We start from the raw sequence: 20,242 nt of genomic DNA on the forward strand, positions 1-20,242 counted from the left end.
CTCACTTTTAGTTGCATAAAAGTGAGTTAATATGATGCCAAAAACCATATTAATTCAATATTACAGCTCTTCATTGGCATCAACGATGCGCTGTAATCTTTCTTGTTCTTCTTCTCGTGCGGCATTGATTTCTTCAAGTACAGAATCCACATCAGCGATATGTTCACTTTCTGCAAATTCGCCAGTGAGCTCGGTGTCTGGTGTTAGCTCGCCAGCTTCAAAAAGCGCCCACATTTCTTTGGCATATTGGGTCTTGGCAAGCTCAGGTGCAAACTGGCTATAGTAGTTGGTCATGTTATTAACATCACGGGCGAACATCCACACAGCATTATTGTTGGCAGCAGCATCAACAGCTTGAGGTAAGTCGATAATCACAGGGCCTTTGTCATCAACAAGCACGTTAAACTCTGATAAATCACCATGGATTAAACCAGCACACAGCATCAATTTAGCGTATTCAATCATGCTGGCATGATCGCGAATGGCATCTTCTTTAGAGAAAACAACATCATTAAGTCTAGGAGCGACAACACCATCGCTGTCAGTGACTAGCTCCATGAGTAACACCCCTGAAAAACAACCATAAGGCTCAGGCACGCGAACCCCCGCAGCGGCTAATTTGTACAGCGCATCAACTTCGGCGTTTTGCCAAGCTTCTTCTTGTTGGTCTCGGCCGAACTTAGAGCCTTTTTCCATCGCTCTGGCGCGGCGGCTATTGCGGACCTTTCGTCCTTCTTGGTATTGAACAGCTTGTTTAAAGCTGCGCTTATCAACATCTTTATAGACTTTGGCGCAGCGAATATCATCGCCGCAGCGCACTACATAGACACTGGCTTCCTTGCCGCTCATTAATTGGCGCAGGACGTCGTCGACTAAGCCTTCTTCAACCAGAGGTTGGATTCTTTTGGGGATTTTCATTGCGCCGTTATACCGTAAATAGCGTGGAGATGGAATGCTCAATCAGTAGAATAACCTTAAAAGGCTAGTTTTGGTTGAGATGAGGCTTTTTGGGATTAACATAGGTTGATGATAGCTATGCTGGCTAGTTGCTTGCTATCATTAGTCTATTACTTCTTGCGCTTCTTATTGGCATTATTGATACCGCACCGCGGCTACTGGGATCTCTCATGATTGAACTACAACAAAATAACCCATTACATGGATTAAAATCAGAAACTATGGTTTCTGAATTAGTGGATTTTTATGATTGGAAGATTCTATATGCAGCGCTGCGTTTAGAGTGTTTTAACAATAACCCAAGCCTAGAGTCTTGCCTTAAATTTTTAAAGAAAACGGAATGGGCGCGAGAACGCGTTGAAAGCTTTTACCTATATCGTTTTAAAAGCATGCCAAAAGGCAGTGCGGCCCAGTTTGAATTAAAACCTCGCGAGCGCGGTTTTGCTGACGGGATTGTGCCTCGAAAACCACAAGAATTGACGGTTGAGTTGATTGCTGAAATGCGTGAAAAAGCCACCGCTGATTACGAAGAAATGAAGCGTAACAATAATGATCGCCCTAAGAAGTTTGGTAAAGACAAGCCAAGAGCACAGGACGGTTACGCGCAAAACAAACCTAAAGGCAATCGCCCCGCGCCATCACAAGACCCATCTAACCCTTGGGGTAAATAAGTTTATTTTTAATATCAGCTGCTGAATTGCAGCTGATTAAAGTTATTCGTTTAAATATTAGTTGAGCTAATATAAGGGTACAAATCAACCAAATTCAGCACTGAATGAAAGTGAGGAATAATCAGCTATGATAAAAGCATCAACACTGATTTTAATGCTCAGGATCAGTATTTGCTGTGGTATTTGCCTTATTTTACTGGGTATTTACCTGCATAACTTTAATCAAACTGTCGAGCTGATGGGCATTAAAGGCATTATCCTCAGCGCCATGTGTGTTGCCTTTGGTATGGTGTTATCACTGCCGACTAAAATGTATTTAACCTTGCTACTGGTTAATCATGAAAATCATCAGCGTGAACTTGAATCTGCAAATTCACAGCAAGATAAAACGTCCCAAGCCCAACCTAAATCATCTAAGTAAACCTTTCCCCTTTCTGGTTCGTATCAAAGATATGTTTGAATCATCTTTGGGTATATTTTGTCAGACGATCGCTCCTTATTTGTATTTACTCAAGATCTCCGCTTGCAGGATAATTTGGCGCTAAATGCGTTATTGGTTGATGTTTTAACATCAAAGTCTCAGCTTAAAACTGAGCTGCCCGTAGCCTTTGCTTATGTATTCGATGAACGTTGGTTCAAATCCATTCGATACCAGCAACAATCTATGGGACAGCACAAGCTGGCATTTTTGCTGCAATCGTTAACAGACTTACAGCAGCAACTTGGATCAGTAGGGCACACACTACATTTGTGTATTGGCGATCCTGTGACTGTCATTAGCGATTTAGTGCAGCAAAATAGCATCAAAACCCTAGGGTACAGTAAACAAGTGGGCTGGGATGAAAGGCAAATTTGGCAACAAGTCGCTGAGCAACAACCCCAATTACGGTTAATATCAGAATGGAATAATGGATTATTTAACCAGCAGCAAATTACCCCTTATGTAAATGCGATGACGAGCTTCTCGCAATTTCGTCGAAAAGTGGAAAAAACAGGGCTATCAGTCGAGCAACCTTGCAACACATTTAATGGTATTAGTACGCAGTCGTTATCGTTGGTTAGCGATGCAGTAACCGATATAAGCCAATTTCAAGCAACGAATTCGGCGTTGTTTTCTGGTGGTGAGCAAGCGGCTCAACAGCACGTATCACACTACTTTTCAAAATCTTACCCAAGCGAATATAAACAGACTCGTAATGAATTAGATGGCATTGAAAACTCGACTAAATTTAGCCCTTTCCTCGCTATGGGAAATATATCAGCACGGCAAATATGGGCGCAGCTTAAGCAATATGAGCAAATTCATGGTGCTAACGATTCCACCTATTGGATAGGGTTTGAATTGTTATGGCGTGAGTATTTTCATTGGTTAGCATTGCAACACGGTAACCAGCTTTATCGCTTTAAAGGCCAAGCGTCCAAGCCGCCATTAACCAGCTTTTTTCCAGAGCGATTTAGCAAATGGTGTTTAGGTAACACTCCTTATCCATTAGTGAATGCCTGCATGAAGCAACTGAATGGTACTGGATATATGTCAAATCGAGGCAGGCAAATTGTGGCCAGTTGTTTAGTCAATGAACTGGGTGTTGATTGGCGTTTTGGCGCAGCCTATTTTGAGCAACAGCTGATTGATTATGATGTGGCATCTAATTGGGGAAATTGGCAATACATTGCAGGAGTTGGCGTCGATCCTCGTGGAGGGCGGCACTTCAATATCGAGAAGCAGACTCAGCAATATGATCCAAACGGAGACTTTATTGCTCGTTGGTGTTCGTCAGCCAATGATTATAGCCTTGATAACACACATCTGGATTCAGTAGATATTGATGATTGGCCTATTGACTCTGAGCTTATTGAACACAGGCCTATAGAAGATGTTCTAGTGGATAAAAAGTCGCTTAGTAAGAGCAAGCCAAATAAGTGTGACTTTCACCATGAATAAGGCCTGTCGTGAAAATTCTGCGAGCAGAACGTCATTTACTGATAAGACTTGTCCTGTCTGTTTGCGACCATTTAGCTGGCGTAAAAAGTGGCACAAAGACTGGGCTAATGTGAAGTATTGCTCTAAGCGATGTGCTGGTGAGCGTAACAGGAGTAAGCATGATTAAAGCGAAACGTTTACGTCTTATTCTTGGCGATCAGCTTAATGCTTCACATTCTTGGTTTGCAGATAAACATCCTGACACTGTTTATCTCATCGCTGAGCTAAAGCAAGAGGCAAATTATACTCTTCATCACGGACAAAAAATATGCGCATTTTTTGCCGCCATGGAGCAATTTTCAAAAGCGCTTAGGCAAGCTGGGCATCAGGTATTGCACTTGACCTTAGATGATACCGCTTTGTATTCAGATGCTTTGTATTCAGATCTTGTGGAGTTACTCAATGGGTTATTTAATCAATATAGTATCAAGCAATTTGAATATCAGTTGCCAGATGAGTATCGCTTAAGGGAGCAACTGCGTTGTTTTTGTGCAAGTCATGCTATTGAAAGTTTGGCCTATGAAAGCGAACATTTTTATTTGTCTGATGCTGAATTAAGTCATGATTTTAATGCATCTACAAAGCATAGGATGGAGCACTTTTATCGCAAAATGAGGAAGCGGTTTAACTTATTAATGGAAGGCCAGGAGCCAGCGGGAGGTAAATGGAATTTTGATGCGGATAACCGCCAAAAACTTAAATCAAATGACTTGCCTGATATTCCTGAACCGCTTGCTTTCGAGAATGATGTTAGTGCGATTATCGACAGGATAACGCGGCATAACATCAAAACAATAGGGCGGATGTCATCTAGCTTACTTTGGCCAGTCACACGCCAGCAATCTATTCAATTACTAGAGCATTTTTGCCGTAATTGCTTAATTCGTTTCGGAACGTTTCAAGATGCAATGACCTCAAAAGCAGATACCTTGTTAGCACAGCGTCAATGGAGCTTATATCACAGCAGGCTATCGTTTGCGTTGAACAGCAAAATACTCAGTCCACAGCGAGTTATTGATACCGCTATTGGTTTTTATCAGCAAAGCCTGCATGGCGATAACCCCATTTCTCTCGCGCAAATTGAAGGCTTTGTTAGGCAGATTTTAGGATGGCGTGAATTTGTTCGGGGGATTTATTGGGCCAATATGCCTGTATATGGTCAACTAAATCATTTGGATGCTACACGCAATTTACCTCAATGGTTTTGGGATGCTAATACCAAGATGAACTGCCAGCATCATGCGGTCAAACAATCACTTGATCATGCTTATGCCCATCATATTCAGCGGTTGATGGTCACGGGGAACTTTTGCCTAATCACTGGCATTAACCCTGATGAAGTCGATGATTGGTATTTAGGCATTTACATCGATGCAATCGAGTGGGTTGAAATGCCTAATACTAGAGGCATGAGCCAGTTCGCTGATGGTGGTATTGTTGGCTCAAAAGCCTATGCTGCCAGTGGTAACTACATCAATAAAATGAGCGACTATTGCTCAAGTTGCCATTACAAAGTCAATAAAATCGATACTGATGATGCATGCCCGCTAAACTCTTTATATTGGCACTTTATGGACAAACACCAACACAGTTTTAATGGTAATCCGCGAACAAGAATGGTGTATGCCAACTGGCTTAAAAAGCCACAGGCTGATAAGGCTCGTATTCTTGAACATGCTCAAGGGCTATTAGCTAATCTAGACGCGCTTTAATTGGGACAATAAGTCACATAAATTAAATTAATCCAAACAGTTATATCAAAATCAGTGAGTTAAACAGATGGCAATGAAACATTTCAGCACAAAGGCAATAGGTGAGTTAGAGTCACGACAGCGAGCGCGCTTTATTAATAGTTTGTCAGGGTTTAAAAGTGCGAATTTGGTTGGCACTATCGATAATAAAGGGGTTACCAATTTGTCGATAGTAAGCTCAGTGTTTCATATCGGGGCATCGCCCGCGTTGTTGGGCATGATCATCAGACCCACAGCTGTTCAGGTTAAAGAACAGGCGCAAACAGCAACTCACCCTCAATCTGTTCCAAGGGATACTTTAGCCAATATTGAGCAAACAGGAGTCTATACTCTTAATCATGTATGTGTAGATATATACCAACAAGCGCACCAAACTTCAGCGCGATATGATGCTGAGGTTTCAGAATTTGATGCTGTTGGTCTGACAGAAAGTTACTTAGACGGTGTCGCTGCTCCCTTTGTGTTAGAAAGTCAGCTTAAATTTTCATTATCGGTAAGAGAAATCACGCCGCTAAAAATTAACAACACGATATTAATTATCGGTGAAGTAACCCATGTATTGGTGGATGATAAAGCGGTAAAAGCTGATGGCTATATCGATATTGAAGCGCTTAATACTACTGCTGTATCAGGGCTTGATAGTTATCATGTTACTGAAAGATTATCGAGGCAAAGTTACGCTAAAGTAGGTAAAAATACTAAGATGCTAACTGTAAGTGGTGATTAATTTTTATACTTGGTAAAAAGGTAGTTAGGCTGTTTTTATCAAACTGAACGCTATGGGTTTGATTTTTGGTTTTGGATTTTATTTTCGCGCTCATATTAATCTTTGATTCAAAATCTTAAGCTCACATCATTATTATTAAAATCAGTATTTTATACATTGTTTGATCTCTTGTTAATTGTGAGTCTTAAGTGTAAATTTAAAGAGGTTTTTTTGGCGTATAACAAGGACGCAATACTATGCCTTCAGGCAATCATCTGAATACTTTTATTCGTGTTTCATTGGTATTATTGGCAAGTTTATTTTTTTTCATTCCTAGCAGCTATTCTGAGCCTGCACCAACGGCCTATGCCGATTTATCCCAAGCTGAAATAAAAACGCTCACGACTGAATTGCAGTATTTTGATGAAATTTTAACTTCGTCGGTGCTGAGCTATGCTTTTTCTGGTGATGAAAAGTGGCTTACTCGCTATTACGAGTATGAGCCTAAATTAACAAAATTGATTAGCTCGTTATTAGCCAGACAGCATGTAGATGATAAAGCCTTGATTACTGAGTTAGAAGGGATAAATGAACAACTAGTTATCCTTGAAAATCGCACTATATCTTTGATTAAAAATGATAATCGTAAACAAGCGATGGCGCTGATTAATAGCGATGATTATCATCAGTTGAAACACAAATACATCCAATTGCTTTTTGAGATCGCCGAAAAAATAAAACAGCGTTCTTCATCAAATGAGCTAGCCAACAAACAAGTTCAGCAAGTTGGCTTAACCGCTGAAGAGCAACAATGGATCGAAGAAAATAAAGTGATTGTGGCGATTGATAATTGGCCTCCGATGCTATTTATGCAAGACGATGATGAGGTTGGTGGCTTTGCAGGAGCCATAATTAATAAGATAGTCAATAACACAGGGCTACAACTTGAGTTTGTTGAAGGGGAATGGAACAGTAACATTGCAGCGTTTAACCGAGGTGAAATAGACCTTATACCTGATGCCTACATGGAAGAAGCGCGTAAAGAGTTTGGTTTATACACCACACCCTTTTTCTTAGTAAGAGAATTGTTTCACGTCAAAGCTGATAACCCTCGTTTTAAAAATGGTATCGATTTCGCCACTGCGCGAGTTGCTGTGCCAAGTGGCTATACATCAATCAGTAAACTACAAAGCCTTTACCCGAAAATGACAATTGTTGAGACAGCGAGTATGCAGGACTCAATTAATCGGGTGATCTCTGGAGAGGTCGATGCTCTGCTCGATTCTGAGATCGCTATTCAACATGCGCTTGCACAAAATCAATTAGAGAAGCAAATTCGCGCCATTAATGAAGATATTTTCCCTCCAACATCAGTACATTTGTATAGCAGTATTAAGCATCCAATTTTGCATTCAATATTACAAAAGGGACTTAACTCTCTAAAATTACGTGATTTAATGCTCACTAAAAATGATTGGCTAGCCAACAACACTCAAGCTCCCGCACAAGCTGAACCGCAACTAATGAATTCTTTATTCACAGGTATTTTGGTTGTCATTGGATTACTAGTATTGGCCATGCTGGTGAGCTCTAGAGTGCTTAAAGCAAGTGATGAAGATTTAGCGAACAAGTTTGGTTCAAATAGCTTTAAACGTTCGGTGTTTATTGGTCTTAGTATTTTAGCGTTAATTTTATTAGTGCTTATTGCGATGATTACCCAATATACCGAGCAAAAAAATCGTAGCGAAGTCGAATACAATTTACAGACTTTATTAAACTCAACGCATCAAAGACTGTTCTATTGGGTAGATTATGAGTTAGACGGATTAGAGCAAGTTGCTAAAAATGAACAGTTAGTCGGTATGGTCGAGCAGCTGTTGGTTATTCCAAGAGACAGGGATGCACTTTTAGAGTCACCAGTTCAATCAAAAATACGTCGATTTTTTAGTGATAGAGAAGGGGAGCCAGGCTCATACGGCTTCTTTATAATAGCGCCAGATATGATAAGCCTTTCATCTCGCCGTAACTCTAATATTGGTGACATTAACTTGATTAATGAACATCACCCTGAATTATTACAAAAAGTGCTTGCTGGTGAGAATGTGTTTATTCCACCAATACGTTCCGATGTGTATTTCTCTGAAAACGTCGAGAGTCGAGTAGATAAAAAGCCCACAACGATATTTTTCGCTGCCCCAGTAGTCAATAGTGACAATGAAGTGATTGCGATTTTAACCAAACGAATCAATTTTAATGGCATTTTTTCATCGATATTATCGGCAGGTTTTATTGGTCATAGCGGTGAAACCTATGCGATAGATCAAAAAGGCGTGTTGCTATCGAATGTACGTTTTGAAAAGCAATTACGCGATATTGGTTTGCTTGAAGAAAACGAACATGCATCGTTAAATATTCGTATTAGTAATCCTGGGGTTAATTTAATCGAAGCGGGTGAAGTCATTAAGCCCGATAAAAACTGGCCGTTAACCTACATGGCCAAGTCAATTGCCAATAAAAGCTCCGCTCAAAACTTATATGGTTATAACGACTATCGTGGTGTAAAAGTGGTCGGCAGTTGGCTTTGGGATGACAAACTTTCAATGGGCTTAGTCGCTGAAGTTGATGCTGAAGAGTCCTTTGCGCTGATAAATACCTTTAAGAAAACGGTTTGGTCGGTAGTGTTTATCTCATTGGCACTCATGTTGGGCAGCACGTTATTTACATTGCGTGTGGGAACACGTGCCACTCGAGCATTAACACGCTCACGCAAAGAACTAGAAACACTAGTGCACGATCGTACAGAGGCTTTAGAAGTTTCAATGCAACGAAATCGCACTATTATCGACAATGCCTCTGATGGGATCATTGTTGTTAATGGTCAAGGTTTAATCGAGGAGTTTAGCCCAGCTGCTGAAGCGATATTTGGTTACTCTGCTAAGGAAGTCATTAACAGTAGTATTGAACAACTGGTTAAGCCTGCATTTCACAAACAATACCTAGATGATAAGGCCAGTAGCAATGGGCAATCAGTGTATGAGTTTACTGGTATTCGTGATGATGGCCAAGAGATCACGGTTGAGATCGCCATTGGTGAAGCGGTAATCGAACAAGCACAAGTCTTTACAGGTATTGTCCGAGACACTACTGAACGTAAAGAAGCTGAAGAAGCGTTAAAAGCGGCGAAACAAAAAGCGGAACAGGCAACGCGCTCACTTGCTGAGCAGATGAAACTTCAACAATTATTGATTGATACAGTGCCATTACCGTTATTTTATAAAGATGCTGAAGGGCACTTTTTAGGTTTCAATAAGGCTTATGAAGAGACATTTCAAGTCAATGCGCAGGACTTAATTGGCCTAAAAGTGACTGACTTAACTTACTTAAGTGAAGAAGATAGGCAGCTTTATCACGCCGAAGATACAGACGTGATAAAAAATCAGTCGACATTGAAAAAAGAAATGCGTATTCCGTTTGGAGATGGAAAAGTGCATGACACCCTATATTGGGTTACAGGTTTTAAAGACAGTAATGATCAACCTGCCGGTTTAGTGGGCAACTTCATTGACATAACCAGTGAAAAAGAAAATGCTCGTCAGTTAGAAGAAGCGGTTAAAACTGCTGATGAAGCAACAAAAGCTAAAAGTGATTTCCTAGCCAATATGAGCCATGAAATTCGCACCCCAATGAATGCCATTATTGGTATGAGCTATCTAACACAGCAAACGGATTTAACTCGTAAGCAGTCTGACTATGTTGCCAAAATCCAAAATTCCGCTGAGTCTTTATTAGGCATTATCAATGATATTTTAGATTTCTCTAAAATTGAGGCAGGCAAGCTTGAACTAGAAGTGATTCCGTTCAACTTGAACGATTGTTTTGATAATTTAGTACAAGTCATCTCCCACAAAATTCAGCAAAAAGGGCTTGAGCTGTTAATTGATATCGAACCGAGCTTACCGAGAACCCTAAAAGGGGACCCATTAAGGTTAGGGCAGATTCTGATTAACTTAGCGAACAACGCGATGAAGTTTACCGACCAAGGTGAAATTATTGTCAGCGCCCGAATGCGAGAACAAAAAAATGACCAGGTTTTTGTTGAGTTTTCAGTCAAAGATACTGGTATTGGCATGACGCCAGAACAGCAGTCTCGTTTGTTCCAATCCTTTAGCCAAGCAGATGCCTCAACAACCCGTAAATATGGCGGCACAGGACTTGGGTTAACGATTTGTAAGACGCTAACTGAGCGAATGGATGGTGATATTTGGGTCGAAAGTGAAGCAGGAAAAGGCAGCACCTTTATATTCACCGCTTTATTTGAACTATCAGAAGAAAAGCTTGAAGAACAACCTACTTCTATAAAGAGTTTACAAGATTTACCTATTTTAGTGGTTGATGACAGTGTCGCTGCACGTGAGATTCTCTTCACCTTATCTGAGAGTTTAGGCTTTTCACCTGATGTTGCACCATCAGGAAGTGAAGCCATTGAAAAAATCAAAGCAGCAGATGCACAAGATACTCCTTATCAATTGATATTGGCTGACTGGAAGATGCCACATATGGATGGAATTGAGTTAAGTCGTTTGATCCGTGAAGATGCAACGCTATCTACACAACCTAAACTAGTGATAGTGACAGCATATGATCGCGATGAAATGCTGAAAAAAGCCAGCGATGTTGGCATTGATAACGCAATTACTAAGCCTGTAAGTGCCTCGACCTTGTTAGATACTGTATTGAATGTCATGGGCAAAGGCACAGGGACACAAACTCATAGTAGTAATAAATTGGATGTATCTGCGGCAAAAGACATCGTTGGTGCTCATGTTTTATTAGTTGAAGATAATGATATCAATCAGGAAATCGCCCTTGAGTTATTGCATATGGCTGGCTTAGAAGTGTCATGTGCCTGCAACGGTCAAGAAGCCGTGGATATGGCGCTGGAACATGAATATGCTGCCATATTAATGGATATTCAAATGCCGATAATGGATGGTTATGAAGCCACGCGCAAAATTAGAGAGTCTAAGCACTTACAGAAACTACCTATCATTGCCATGACGGCCAATGCCATGAGTGGTGATAGAGAAAAATGCGAAGCTGCGGGAATGGATGACCATATCCCTAAACCTATTAATCCTCAGCAAGTGTTTCAAACCCTAGCGAAATGGATTGAGCCAACAGGTAAAACTTTAGCTGAAAAACCACAAAATAATGAGGCGTCAGAACAACCAGATATTCCAGCTCTAGCCTTAATTGACTTTGATACAGAAACAGCACTTGGACGTATGTCTGGTAACGTAAAAGCCTATCGAAAAGTGCTGGCAAAAGTAGCGAAATCACAACGAGATGCGATCAAACAAGTAAGGCAAGCAATTAGCGAACAAGATATTACCGCAGCCATTATTGCAATTCATACTGTAAAAGGGGTTGCTGGCAATATTGGCGCTAACTTTGTGGTTCCTGTTGCTGCAGAAATTGAAGCAATGCTCACCGAGCAAAAACAAGCTAATGAGTGCAGAGAGTCAGATGCGATTAAGCCACTGCTTGATAACTGTAGTGAGCTAATCAACAAAATGGTAAGTAGCATTGAGCAAGACATGGATCAAGTCAGTCAGCAACAAGCAAATCAGAAATCAGGCGGGCAGCAATGGCCTAGTGCTGAGACCTTTATTGCAGAGTATGACAACTTAGTTGAACAAGTAGACATGATGGACAGTACTGCAGTTGATGTCATTTCAGAGGTGCTAGCGCGGCTCAATGGTATGCCTTTGGATAATGGCCAAGCGCTTTATGATGCATTATCAGAATATGACTTCGACAAAGCCGAGGAGCTGTTACCTCAATTTAAACAGCAAGTGTTAACTGGGCTGGATAAGGTCACGTCTTCGAATGATACTCAAGACAGCAATAGCATTGACAAAGATGAGCTAGTCCAGAAATTGACCGAGATAGCTGAGCAAATTGAAGATTTTGACTCAACGGTTGGAGACAATGTAGAAGCCTTGTTAGCGCTGAATATCTCATCAGATATTCAGTCATCACTGAATACATTACTGGATACGGTCAGTGAATATGATTTTGATAGCGCTGAAACACAAATTAAGCAAATGATGACTTTATTCATGAATGACTCGTCATCAAGCGACAATGATAAATAGGGATATAAAAAATGGTTGAGTCCAAGAAAGCAACGATTCTGGCTGTTGATGATACGGCCACCAATATCGAAGTCGTTAAAGGTGTTTTGTCTGATGATTATCTTATTCAGGCTGCGTTGAGTGGCAAAGTTGCGTTAAAAATTATCAGTAAACGTAAGCCAGACTTAATTTTACTGGATGTAATGATGCCAGAAATGGATGGTTACGAAGTATGTCAGCACCTTAAATCCCATGAAGACACCAAAGATATTCCGGTCATTTTCCTTACCGCAAAAGTGCAAGAAGAAGACGAAACCAAAGGCTTAGCGTTAGGTGCCGTAGATTACATCACTAAACCTATTAGCCCTGCTATTTTGAAAGAACGGGTTAAAAACCATTTATTATTAAAAGCCTCACGTGATTTAGTTCAGCGTCAAAATGAAATCCTTGAAGAGCGAGTTATCGAGCGAACTAAACAACTTGCTGAAATTCAAGATGTGGCGATGGTGGCAATGGGCGCGTTGGCTGAGTCGAGAGATCCTGAAACTGGCAACCATATTCGACGTACTCAGCACTATGTAAAAGCACTCGCTAAAGCTATGGCAACAAAGCCTGCTTTTGAACAGATTTTAACCCCTGAAGTGATAACTGCCATGTATAAGTCTGCGCCGTTGCATGATATTGGTAAGGTTGGTATTCCAGATAGTATTTTGCTCAAACCTGGAAAGTTAACCGATGAAGAATTTGAAATCATGAAAAAGCACACAACCTATGGCCGTGATGCGATTAGTGCTGCAGAGCAAACTATGGATATATCAGATAACTTTCTGGTATTCGCCAAAGAAATTGCCTATTCACACCAAGAAAAGTGGGATGGTTCTGGTTACCCAGAAGGGCTAGCTGGTGAAGATATTCCATTATCTGCACGCTTAATGGCTGTGGCTGACGTGTACGATGCGTTAATTAGCAAACGGGTATACAAACCGGCTTTCACTCACGAAAAAGCGGTCAGTATTATCAGCGAAGGGAGAGGTTCTCACTTTGATCCTATTATGGTGGACTGCTTTATGGAAATCACTCAAGAGTTTGATAATATTGCTAAAAAATTTTTAGATGAAGGCTAATACCGAGCTGTGCTAGTGCATTAGTTGATTGATGTTTTTTTCTCAATAAAGGTTCACTTAAAAACGATTGTTTGGCTTTATTGAAATCAGATTAATAATAAAAATATAAAGACTTATTTGGGAGTAATGCTTTGCCACCATTTCAGCTTGTGAACCAGTACGCGAATAAAACGGCATTAGTGGTCGATGACTTTCCTGCTATGTTAAAGACCATTGGCAGTATGCTTACTTCTGTCGGGTTTAATAAGGTTCACAAAGCCGCTCACGGAAAAGAGGCACTACAAATTCTGGAGTCTGAGCAAGTTGATTTGATTATTTCTGATTGGAATATGCCCAAAATGAATGGCTTGGAGCTTTTACGTGAAGTCAGAAACAGCGGGCTTCCTTTTGCTAAAGTGCCGTTTATGATGCTTACTGCCAATGTAAATCAAGATGATGTAAGAGATGCGGTAACATCAGGGGTGAGTGAGTACTTAATCAAGCCATTTAATCAAACCACTTTAAAGCAAAAAGTGGCCAGCGCCTTTAATTCTCCTTCAAGAAAAGTTTCTCAGCAAATTCAAACGACAGAAACTAGCTCCAATGAAACACAAACTGCAGCGCGTGAGCCTGCCACAATTTTAATCGTCGATGATAATGCTAGTAACGTGACTGTGCTGACTGAATTACTTAAACAGAACTATAAATTAAAAGCATGTTTATCAGGCCAAAAGGCCCTTGATTTATGCCAGCAAGAAAATCAGCCCGACCTCATTTTATTGGATATCATGATGCCAGACATGGATGGCTTAACGGTATGCAAGCAGCTTAAATCTGACCCATTAACTGAACATATTCCAGTGATTTTCATCTCGGCATTATCTCAAGATAAAGATGTCATTAAAGGGCTCAATTTAGGCGCGGTTGATTACATTACCAAGCCCATATCCCCTGAAATTACTAAAGCTAGGGTCGCAACCCACATCCGCCTAGTCGAGCAGCGTCAAGATATGGCGCGACAGCTTGATACTTTAATTGAAAATGCCCGTTTAAAAGATGAAATTGATCGAATAGTGAATCATGACTTCAAAGGGCCGCTGTCGACAATTATTGCCGCGACAGAATTGATTGAACAAAAAAATGTAGGCTGCGACAAAGAAGTGCAAATACTGCAAAACAGTGTGCTGTTTATCGAGCAAATGGTGGATGATAATTTGCTGATTCATCACCTCGGAAATGATAGTCAAAAGATAGCGTTAAATGTCATTGATGTCAGTGAGTTATTTGCTGAATTACAGCTGGGATTAACCCAAAAACTGACAAGTAATCGACAAAGCATCACTATAGATGTGCCTGAAAAATTATGTTTTTTAGGCGACAGAACCTTAAGCTTTAATTTATTCCATAACCTGTTAGTTAATGCCGTTGAAGCCGCACCTGAAAATAGCGATATTCAACTGACTCACATTGCCGACGAGCAATGGATAAAATTTAATATACATAACCAAGGCGCAATACCTGCTGAGATCCAATCAAGCTTTTTTGATAAGTATGTGACTTCAGGGAAAAGTAACGGCACAGGTATTGGCACCTATTCGGCTTTGTTATCAGCAAAAGCCCAAGGCGGAGATATTCGTTTCTCATCTGATGAAAAACGTGGCACGACCATAAGCGTAAAACTCAAACGAGCAAACTAATAAAAAGCCAATAATCGCCGCTTTATTTACTGTAATTGCCAGTATTTGGTAATTAACCCAAGACTAATGCGCTAAAAACACCGATAATTCACCCTAATTCGATAGATAAGCGCGATCGTTAGCGCTGTTTTAACTATATTTTGCTAGTCAGTTGTGGGTGTATTCAATGGAAATCAAAGTTAACTTTCTCGATAACTTAAGGCTTGAAGCCAAGTTTGACGATTTTACGGTCACGGCCGATCAGCCGATTCGCTACAAAGGTGATGGCTCAGCGCCGAGTCCGTTTGATTATTTCCTTGCATCATCTGCGCTGTGTGCGGCGTACTTTATCAAGGTATATTGTAAGGCGCGTGATATTTCGACTGACAATATTCGCTTGTCGCAAAATAATATTGTTGATCCAGAAGATCGTTATAACCAGATCTTTCAAATTCAGGTTGAACTGCCTGATGATATTTCTGAAAAAGATCGCACTGGGATCTTACGCTCAATTGACCGTTGTACGGTGAAAAAAGTCGTACAAACCAATCCAGAATTTAAAATCGAAACCGTTGAAAACCTCGATGCTGATGCCAATGCAATGCTAATGGGTCAACCTGACGGTGACGAAAGCACCTTCATTCTGGGTAAAGATTTACCCCTAGAAGAAACCATTAAAAACATGACGGGCATGCTAGCCGACCTTGGGATGAAAATTGAAATCTCATCTTGGCGAAACATAGTGCCAAACGTGTGGTCATTACATATCCGTGATGCTGCATCACCAATGTGTTTCACCAATGGTAAAGGCGCAACCAAAGAAAGTGCATTATGTTCAGCTTTAGGCGAATTTGTTGAACGCTTAAATTGTAACTTCTTTTATAACGACCAGTTCTTTGGCAATGAGATCGCTAACAGCGAGTTTGTACATTACCCAAATGAGAAGTGGTTTGAACTTGAAGAAGATGATGCGCTGCCTAAGGGGATTTTGGATGAGTACACTTTAGATATCTATAATCCAGATGAAGAGCTACATGGCTCGCATTTGATTGATACTAATTCAGGTAATATTGAGCGTGGTATCTGCACGATTCCTTATACCCGTCACTCTGATGGCGAAACGGTGTATTTCCCATCAAACTTAATTGAAAATCTATTCTTAAGTAACGGCATGAGCGCGGGTAATAACCTGCAAGAAGCCCAAGTTCAGTGTTTATCAGAAATCTTTGAGCGCGCAGTTAAGCGTCAAATCATTGAGCAAGAAATAGTCCTGCCAGATGTGCCAATGTCAGTGCTTGAGAAATACCCAAGTATTCTTGCGGGTATTAAAGGCTTAGAAGAACAAGGCTTCCCCGTTGTCGTTAAAGACGCTTCATTGGGTGGTGAATTCCCAGTCATGTGTGTCACCTTAATGAACCCGAAAACTGGCGGTGTGTTTGCTTCATTCGGCGCGCATCCAAGCTTTGAAGTGGCATTAGAGCGAAGCCTTACTGAGTTACTGCAAGGTCGCAGCTTTGAAGGGTTAAACGATGTCCCTAAGCCAACCTTTAACAGCATGGCTGTTAGCGAGCCGGAAAACTTTGTTGAGCACTTTATTGATTCAACGGGTGTTATTTCATGGCGTTTCTTTAGCAGTAATCACGACTATGAATTTTGCGAGTGGGATTTCTCTGGCACCTCAGAGGAAGAAGCCAACGGTTTATTCGGCATTTTAGAAGCATTAGGCAAAGAAGTGTATACCGCTGAATTTGATCAATTAGGCGCGTCAGCATGTCGTATGTTGGTACCTGATTTTTCTGAAGTGTACCCAGTAGAAGACTTAATCTGGGATAACACCAATAAAGCGTTGGATTACCGCGAAGATATTTTAAATCTGCACTCATTATCAGATGAAGAATTAGTGGATTTAGTGAATCGTTTAGATGAAAGTCAGCAAGATAACTACACTGACATCCGCACCATGATTGGCATTGTATTTGATGAAAATACCGTGTGGGGACAGCTGACTATTATGGAGCTGAAAATCCTTATTTACCTAGCATTGGGTGCCCATGAAGAAGCCAGCGAATTGGTCGGTGACTTCTTACAGTTTAACGATAACACGGTTGAACGTGGCTTGTTCTATCAAGCGGTAAACGCCGTACTTGAAATTGAACTAGAAGAAGATTTAGAGCTTGAACATTACCTTCATAGCTTTAACCGTATGTTCGGGGAAGAAGTAATGACAAACGTTGTCGGCAGTGTAAACGGTAGCGTGCGTTTTTATGGTTTAACCAAAACCAGCATGAACCTTGAAGGGATAGAGCCACATTTACGTTTGATTGAAAGCTATAAAAAGCTGCATCAAGCCAGAAAGCTAGCCGCTAAATAGTGTTTTATTAGCTAACTAAGCTACATTTTTACTAAATGAATTAAACGGTTTCAACCTGTGGTTGGGGCCGTTTTTTATTTGCTGACACTGGCAAATTGATAAAAATCTGCTTTAATTTTTATGATAAATATCAAATTAGTTACGGTTTTATTTTGTTGTTAAAAATAAGTCAGGGATGATTTCATGAGTACATTTGTAAGCAGAAAATGGCAATATTTACCCATCGCCATGTTATTTTTTTCGATGTTGGCGGGGCTGTATTTCTTTAATGCAAGTGTAAATCGTTGGGTGACTAAAACTATGGTATCAGATTTAGATGCCTTGGTTTCAGACGTCATTTATCAATTGAAAAAAGAGCAACAAATCTTTCTAACATCGAATAGAAATGAATTTAATCATTACCTCCATGAATATCCTCAAGTTTCAAGTGGCAAAAGAATCACGCTAATTGATGCAGAAGGTAATGTACTAGGCGACACCTCCCTTACTGAATCAAATTTACAAACTGTAGAAAATCATGGGGATAGGCCCGAATTTATTCAGGCGTTGGCAGGAGACATTGGCTCGAGTATTCGCTATAGCAAAACTCTCAGTGTTGATATGATTTACGTCGCCAGAACAATCACTATTAGTGACAAACAGTACGTTGTGCGAATTTCTATGCCTATGACGGTATTAGATGCAATGTCGATGGAGTTGTTATTTATTTTAGTAGGTCTATTTACTGTAACGGCAACTATTTTTCTAGTAAGTAGCATTTTAAGTCAATACCGAATTACAGACCAAGTTAATAAAGAAAAGGCCCAACAAGATGAGCGTATTAAAAATCGAACTGTTGAGATTGAACTCCTTCACCGATTAGCCAACTTACTGGCTGCTTGTAACTCCATTCAGGAAACCCAAAAGGTTGTTGAAGACATAGTGCCGAGGATTTTGGGTAAAATAAATGGCAGTGTCGCCATGATGAGAGCCTCTAGAAATCAGTTAGCCATTCAACTGGATTGGGGAAAACCTTGGCCAGGGAGTCGTTCATATGGTCCCCATGAATGTTGGGCATTACGCAAAGGTAAATATCATTTAGCTAATGATGAGTATCATTGCTTACCCTGCGGTCATATGGATGAAACTGGTGATGATCAGGTGTTATGTATTCCGTTAACAGCCCATGGCAATACCATTGGTATGTTGCATTTGTATTTTGGTGATAAGAGCGTCAAAGTCAGTAAGACAACGTTACGGTCAGCCTTTACGGTTGCTGAACATTTAGGGTTATCATTAGCTAACTTATCCCTACAAGAAAAACTGCGTGCCCAAGCATTAAGCGACCCGTTAACGGGGCTTTATAATCGCCGTCATTTTGAAGAGATGTTAGATACCAGTTTAAATACAGCTAAAAGCAAGCAAAGTTATGTGTCTTTGTTGATGCTCGACCTTGATCACTTCAAGCGATTTAATGACAATTTTGGTCACGATGCGGGTGATTATGTTTTAAAAGAAGTGAGTTCGTTGTTAATGAACTCGGTTGCTGTTGATGATGTCGCTTGTCGTCTAGGTGGTGAAGAGTTAGCGGTTATTGCGCTTGGGCGGGACGCCGAAGCAGGCACAGTACTGGCACTGCAGATTTGTAAGCTTGTTAGCGAATTACATTTAGAGTTGAAAGGTTTGTCCTTGGGTAAGGTGACTGTTTCGATTGGTGTTTCAACCTTTCCTGATAGCCAAGTTGATCGTAGTAACTTGGTCAAAATCGCCGATGTAGCACTTTATAAAGCCAAAGATGCGGGTAGAAATAGAGTGATACATTATAACGAAGTAAGACAGTTAGCGTCTTTGAAGTCAGAACCTGAGCTTGGTAGTGATGATTCGAATCAAAGCTCAACGGTCACTGTGTTAGCCAATAAAAATAAGCCAATATCTAATTAACTGCTACTTCTATTGATGACATTTATGCTAATCAATATCATCAATATTCCTGCAGAACGTTTGCCTGTAAAGACGATATCTAGCCTCAATTGTCGTTCAAGTATTTAATATTATTTAAAAATAATACATTTGTATGGATTACGTATTAACCCTAAGCGTGTTGAATTTGTTGTATAGCAAGCTGCCTATAATTCGTTAATAATGACTGTTTTATAGACTATTTTTAATTTTTTATTATTTTATAGTGATGGCTTGTGCACTCCTCCAGTTTGGAGTATCAACAGGCCCTAGTAATCGTGCCAAAGCAGTTGCAAGGATAAATCAGGCGAAGGTAACAAAGTTTATTCTTAATAGGTTCATCTTAGTCGTGTAAGCTAAAGTGACTGACAATATCGCTGTAGAGTGATTAAATTAAATAATAACGAGTTAAGTAGGATTACTTTTATGTCTTCACACCCATTTGATGCCTTAGCCCTAGACAATGGCGCACAACTGATTTTTACTCCTTGCCCTGGAACGAAAGAGGCTTCATTAATTGATTCGGTTGCCACCTTAAAGCAAGCTGGAACTCAGATGCTATTAACGTCAATGTTTGATAAAGAAATGGCGGCTAATAATGCTGAGTCATTACCGAATGTCTGCGCTGACAATGATATTCGCTGGATTCAATTACCGATATTGGATGATGCAGCGCCTAATGAAGTATTTGAAGCTGCGTGGCAAACGCACAAAGATGAAATACTTGAGCTAGTTGCTCAAAAGGGCACCATTGCTGTTCATTGTAAAGGCGGTACAGGTAGAACGGGTTTAGTCATAGGTTTAATCATGTTGGCACATGGCATACCAGCCGATAAGGTGATTGCTGAAGTGCAAAGTATTCGACCTAAAGCGCTTAAAAACCCAGTGCAAGTGGCTTACTTTAATTCTTACGCTTAACTCTCCTTTCGTCAGTATCGACTTCTAATGAGT

At 40.4% G+C, this 20,242-nt stretch carries 13 protein-coding genes; 12 read left to right on the forward strand and 1 reads right to left on the reverse strand.

The genetic code is table 11. From position 1 onward, the window contains the following. Window positions 1–60: 60 nt before the first annotated feature. Window positions 61–918, reverse strand: a complete 858-nt coding sequence (locus FNZ24_RS10890) for a PA4780 family RIO1-like protein kinase (RefSeq protein ID WP_153914553.1) — start codon at window positions 916–918, stop codon at window positions 61–63. A 209-nt stretch (window positions 919–1,127) separates the two neighbouring features. On the opposite strand from FNZ24_RS10890, the gene FNZ24_RS10895 reads away from it, so the two are divergent. From FNZ24_RS10895 to FNZ24_RS10950, 12 genes are all read left to right on the forward strand, one after another. Beyond that, complete coding sequence (locus FNZ24_RS10895; RefSeq protein ID WP_153914511.1) at window positions 1,128–1,628, forward strand: VF530 family DNA-binding protein; 501 nt, start codon at window positions 1,128–1,130, stop codon at window positions 1,626–1,628. Window positions 1,629–1,758: 130 nt separating this feature from the next. Next, window positions 1,759–2,049, forward strand: coding sequence for a hypothetical protein (locus FNZ24_RS10900; RefSeq protein ID WP_416384833.1), 291 nt, complete (start codon window positions 1,759–1,761; stop codon window positions 2,047–2,049). Window positions 2,050–2,106: 57 nt separating this feature from the next. Continuing rightward, complete coding sequence (locus FNZ24_RS10905) at window positions 2,107–3,570, forward strand: DASH family cryptochrome (protein ID WP_153914512.1); 1,464 nt, start codon at window positions 2,107–2,109, stop codon at window positions 3,568–3,570. Continuing rightward, window positions 3,563–3,736, forward strand: a complete 174-nt coding sequence (locus FNZ24_RS10910) for a DUF2256 domain-containing protein (protein WP_153914513.1) — start codon at window positions 3,563–3,565, stop codon at window positions 3,734–3,736. Before FNZ24_RS10905 ends, FNZ24_RS10910 begins: the two co-directional genes overlap by 8 nt. Further along, window positions 3,729–5,321: a cryptochrome/photolyase family protein gene (locus tag FNZ24_RS10915; RefSeq protein ID WP_153914514.1), complete on the forward strand. Its 1,593-nt coding sequence runs from the start codon at window positions 3,729–3,731 to the stop codon at window positions 5,319–5,321. Before FNZ24_RS10910 ends, FNZ24_RS10915 begins: the two co-directional genes overlap by 8 nt. 73 nt (window positions 5,322–5,394) lie before the next feature. Beyond that, on the forward strand, window positions 5,395–6,087 hold the full coding sequence (locus tag FNZ24_RS10920; RefSeq protein WP_153914515.1) for a flavin reductase family protein: 693 nt from the start codon (window positions 5,395–5,397) through the stop codon (window positions 6,085–6,087). A gap of 236 nt (window positions 6,088–6,323) precedes the next feature. After that, window positions 6,324–12,224 (forward strand): response regulator, encoded by a 5,901-nt coding sequence (locus tag FNZ24_RS10925; RefSeq protein ID WP_153914516.1) that lies wholly within the window; start codon window positions 6,324–6,326, stop codon window positions 12,222–12,224. An 11-nt stretch (window positions 12,225–12,235) separates the two neighbouring features. Then, window positions 12,236–13,327, forward strand: coding sequence for a response regulator (locus tag FNZ24_RS10930; RefSeq protein WP_153914517.1), 1,092 nt, complete (start codon window positions 12,236–12,238; stop codon window positions 13,325–13,327). Window positions 13,328–13,458: 131 nt separating this feature from the next. Next, window positions 13,459–15,003, forward strand: coding sequence for a response regulator (locus FNZ24_RS10935; protein WP_153914518.1), 1,545 nt, complete (start codon window positions 13,459–13,461; stop codon window positions 15,001–15,003). Window positions 15,004–15,169: 166 nt separating this feature from the next. After that, window positions 15,170–17,353, forward strand: a complete 2,184-nt coding sequence (locus FNZ24_RS10940) for an OsmC domain/YcaO domain-containing protein (RefSeq protein ID WP_153914519.1) — start codon at window positions 15,170–15,172, stop codon at window positions 17,351–17,353. 183 nt (window positions 17,354–17,536) lie between these two features. Next, a complete protein-coding gene (locus FNZ24_RS10945; protein ID WP_153914520.1) occupies window positions 17,537–19,273 on the forward strand; it encodes a sensor domain-containing diguanylate cyclase in 1,737 nt (578 codons plus the stop codon). 444 nt (window positions 19,274–19,717) lie between these two features. Continuing rightward, window positions 19,718–20,209, forward strand: a complete 492-nt coding sequence (locus FNZ24_RS10950) for a tyrosine-protein phosphatase (RefSeq protein WP_153914521.1) — start codon at window positions 19,718–19,720, stop codon at window positions 20,207–20,209. The last annotated feature ends 33 nt before the right edge of the window (window positions 20,210–20,242 follow it).

This window comes from Shewanella sp. TC10 (assembly GCF_009663145.1).
Lineage (GTDB): Bacteria > Pseudomonadota > Gammaproteobacteria > Enterobacterales > Shewanellaceae > Shewanella.

Excerpts from the sequence above, each read along its gene's own strand:
- FNZ24_RS10890 (WP_153914553.1), bottom strand. The coding sequence starts at position 918 with ATGAAAATCCCCAAAAGAATCCAACCTCTGGTTGAAGAAGGCTTAGTC.
- FNZ24_RS10895 (WP_153914511.1), top strand. The coding sequence starts at position 1,128 with ATGATTGAACTACAACAAAATAACCCATTACATGGATTAAAATCAGAA.
- FNZ24_RS10910 (WP_153914513.1), top strand. The coding sequence starts at position 3,563 with ATGAATAAGGCCTGTCGTGAAAATTCTGCGAGCAGAACGTCATTTACT.
- FNZ24_RS10915 (WP_153914514.1), top strand. The coding sequence starts at position 3,729 with ATGATTAAAGCGAAACGTTTACGTCTTATTCTTGGCGATCAGCTTAAT.
- FNZ24_RS10920 (WP_153914515.1), top strand. The coding sequence starts at position 5,395 with ATGAAACATTTCAGCACAAAGGCAATAGGTGAGTTAGAGTCACGACAG.
- FNZ24_RS10925 (WP_153914516.1), top strand. The coding sequence starts at position 6,324 with ATGCCTTCAGGCAATCATCTGAATACTTTTATTCGTGTTTCATTGGTA.
- FNZ24_RS10930 (WP_153914517.1), top strand. The coding sequence starts at position 12,236 with ATGGTTGAGTCCAAGAAAGCAACGATTCTGGCTGTTGATGATACGGCC.
- FNZ24_RS10940 (WP_153914519.1), top strand. The coding sequence starts at position 15,170 with ATGGAAATCAAAGTTAACTTTCTCGATAACTTAAGGCTTGAAGCCAAG.
- FNZ24_RS10945 (WP_153914520.1), top strand. The coding sequence starts at position 17,537 with ATGAGTACATTTGTAAGCAGAAAATGGCAATATTTACCCATCGCCATG.
- FNZ24_RS10950 (WP_153914521.1), top strand. The coding sequence starts at position 19,718 with ATGTCTTCACACCCATTTGATGCCTTAGCCCTAGACAATGGCGCACAA.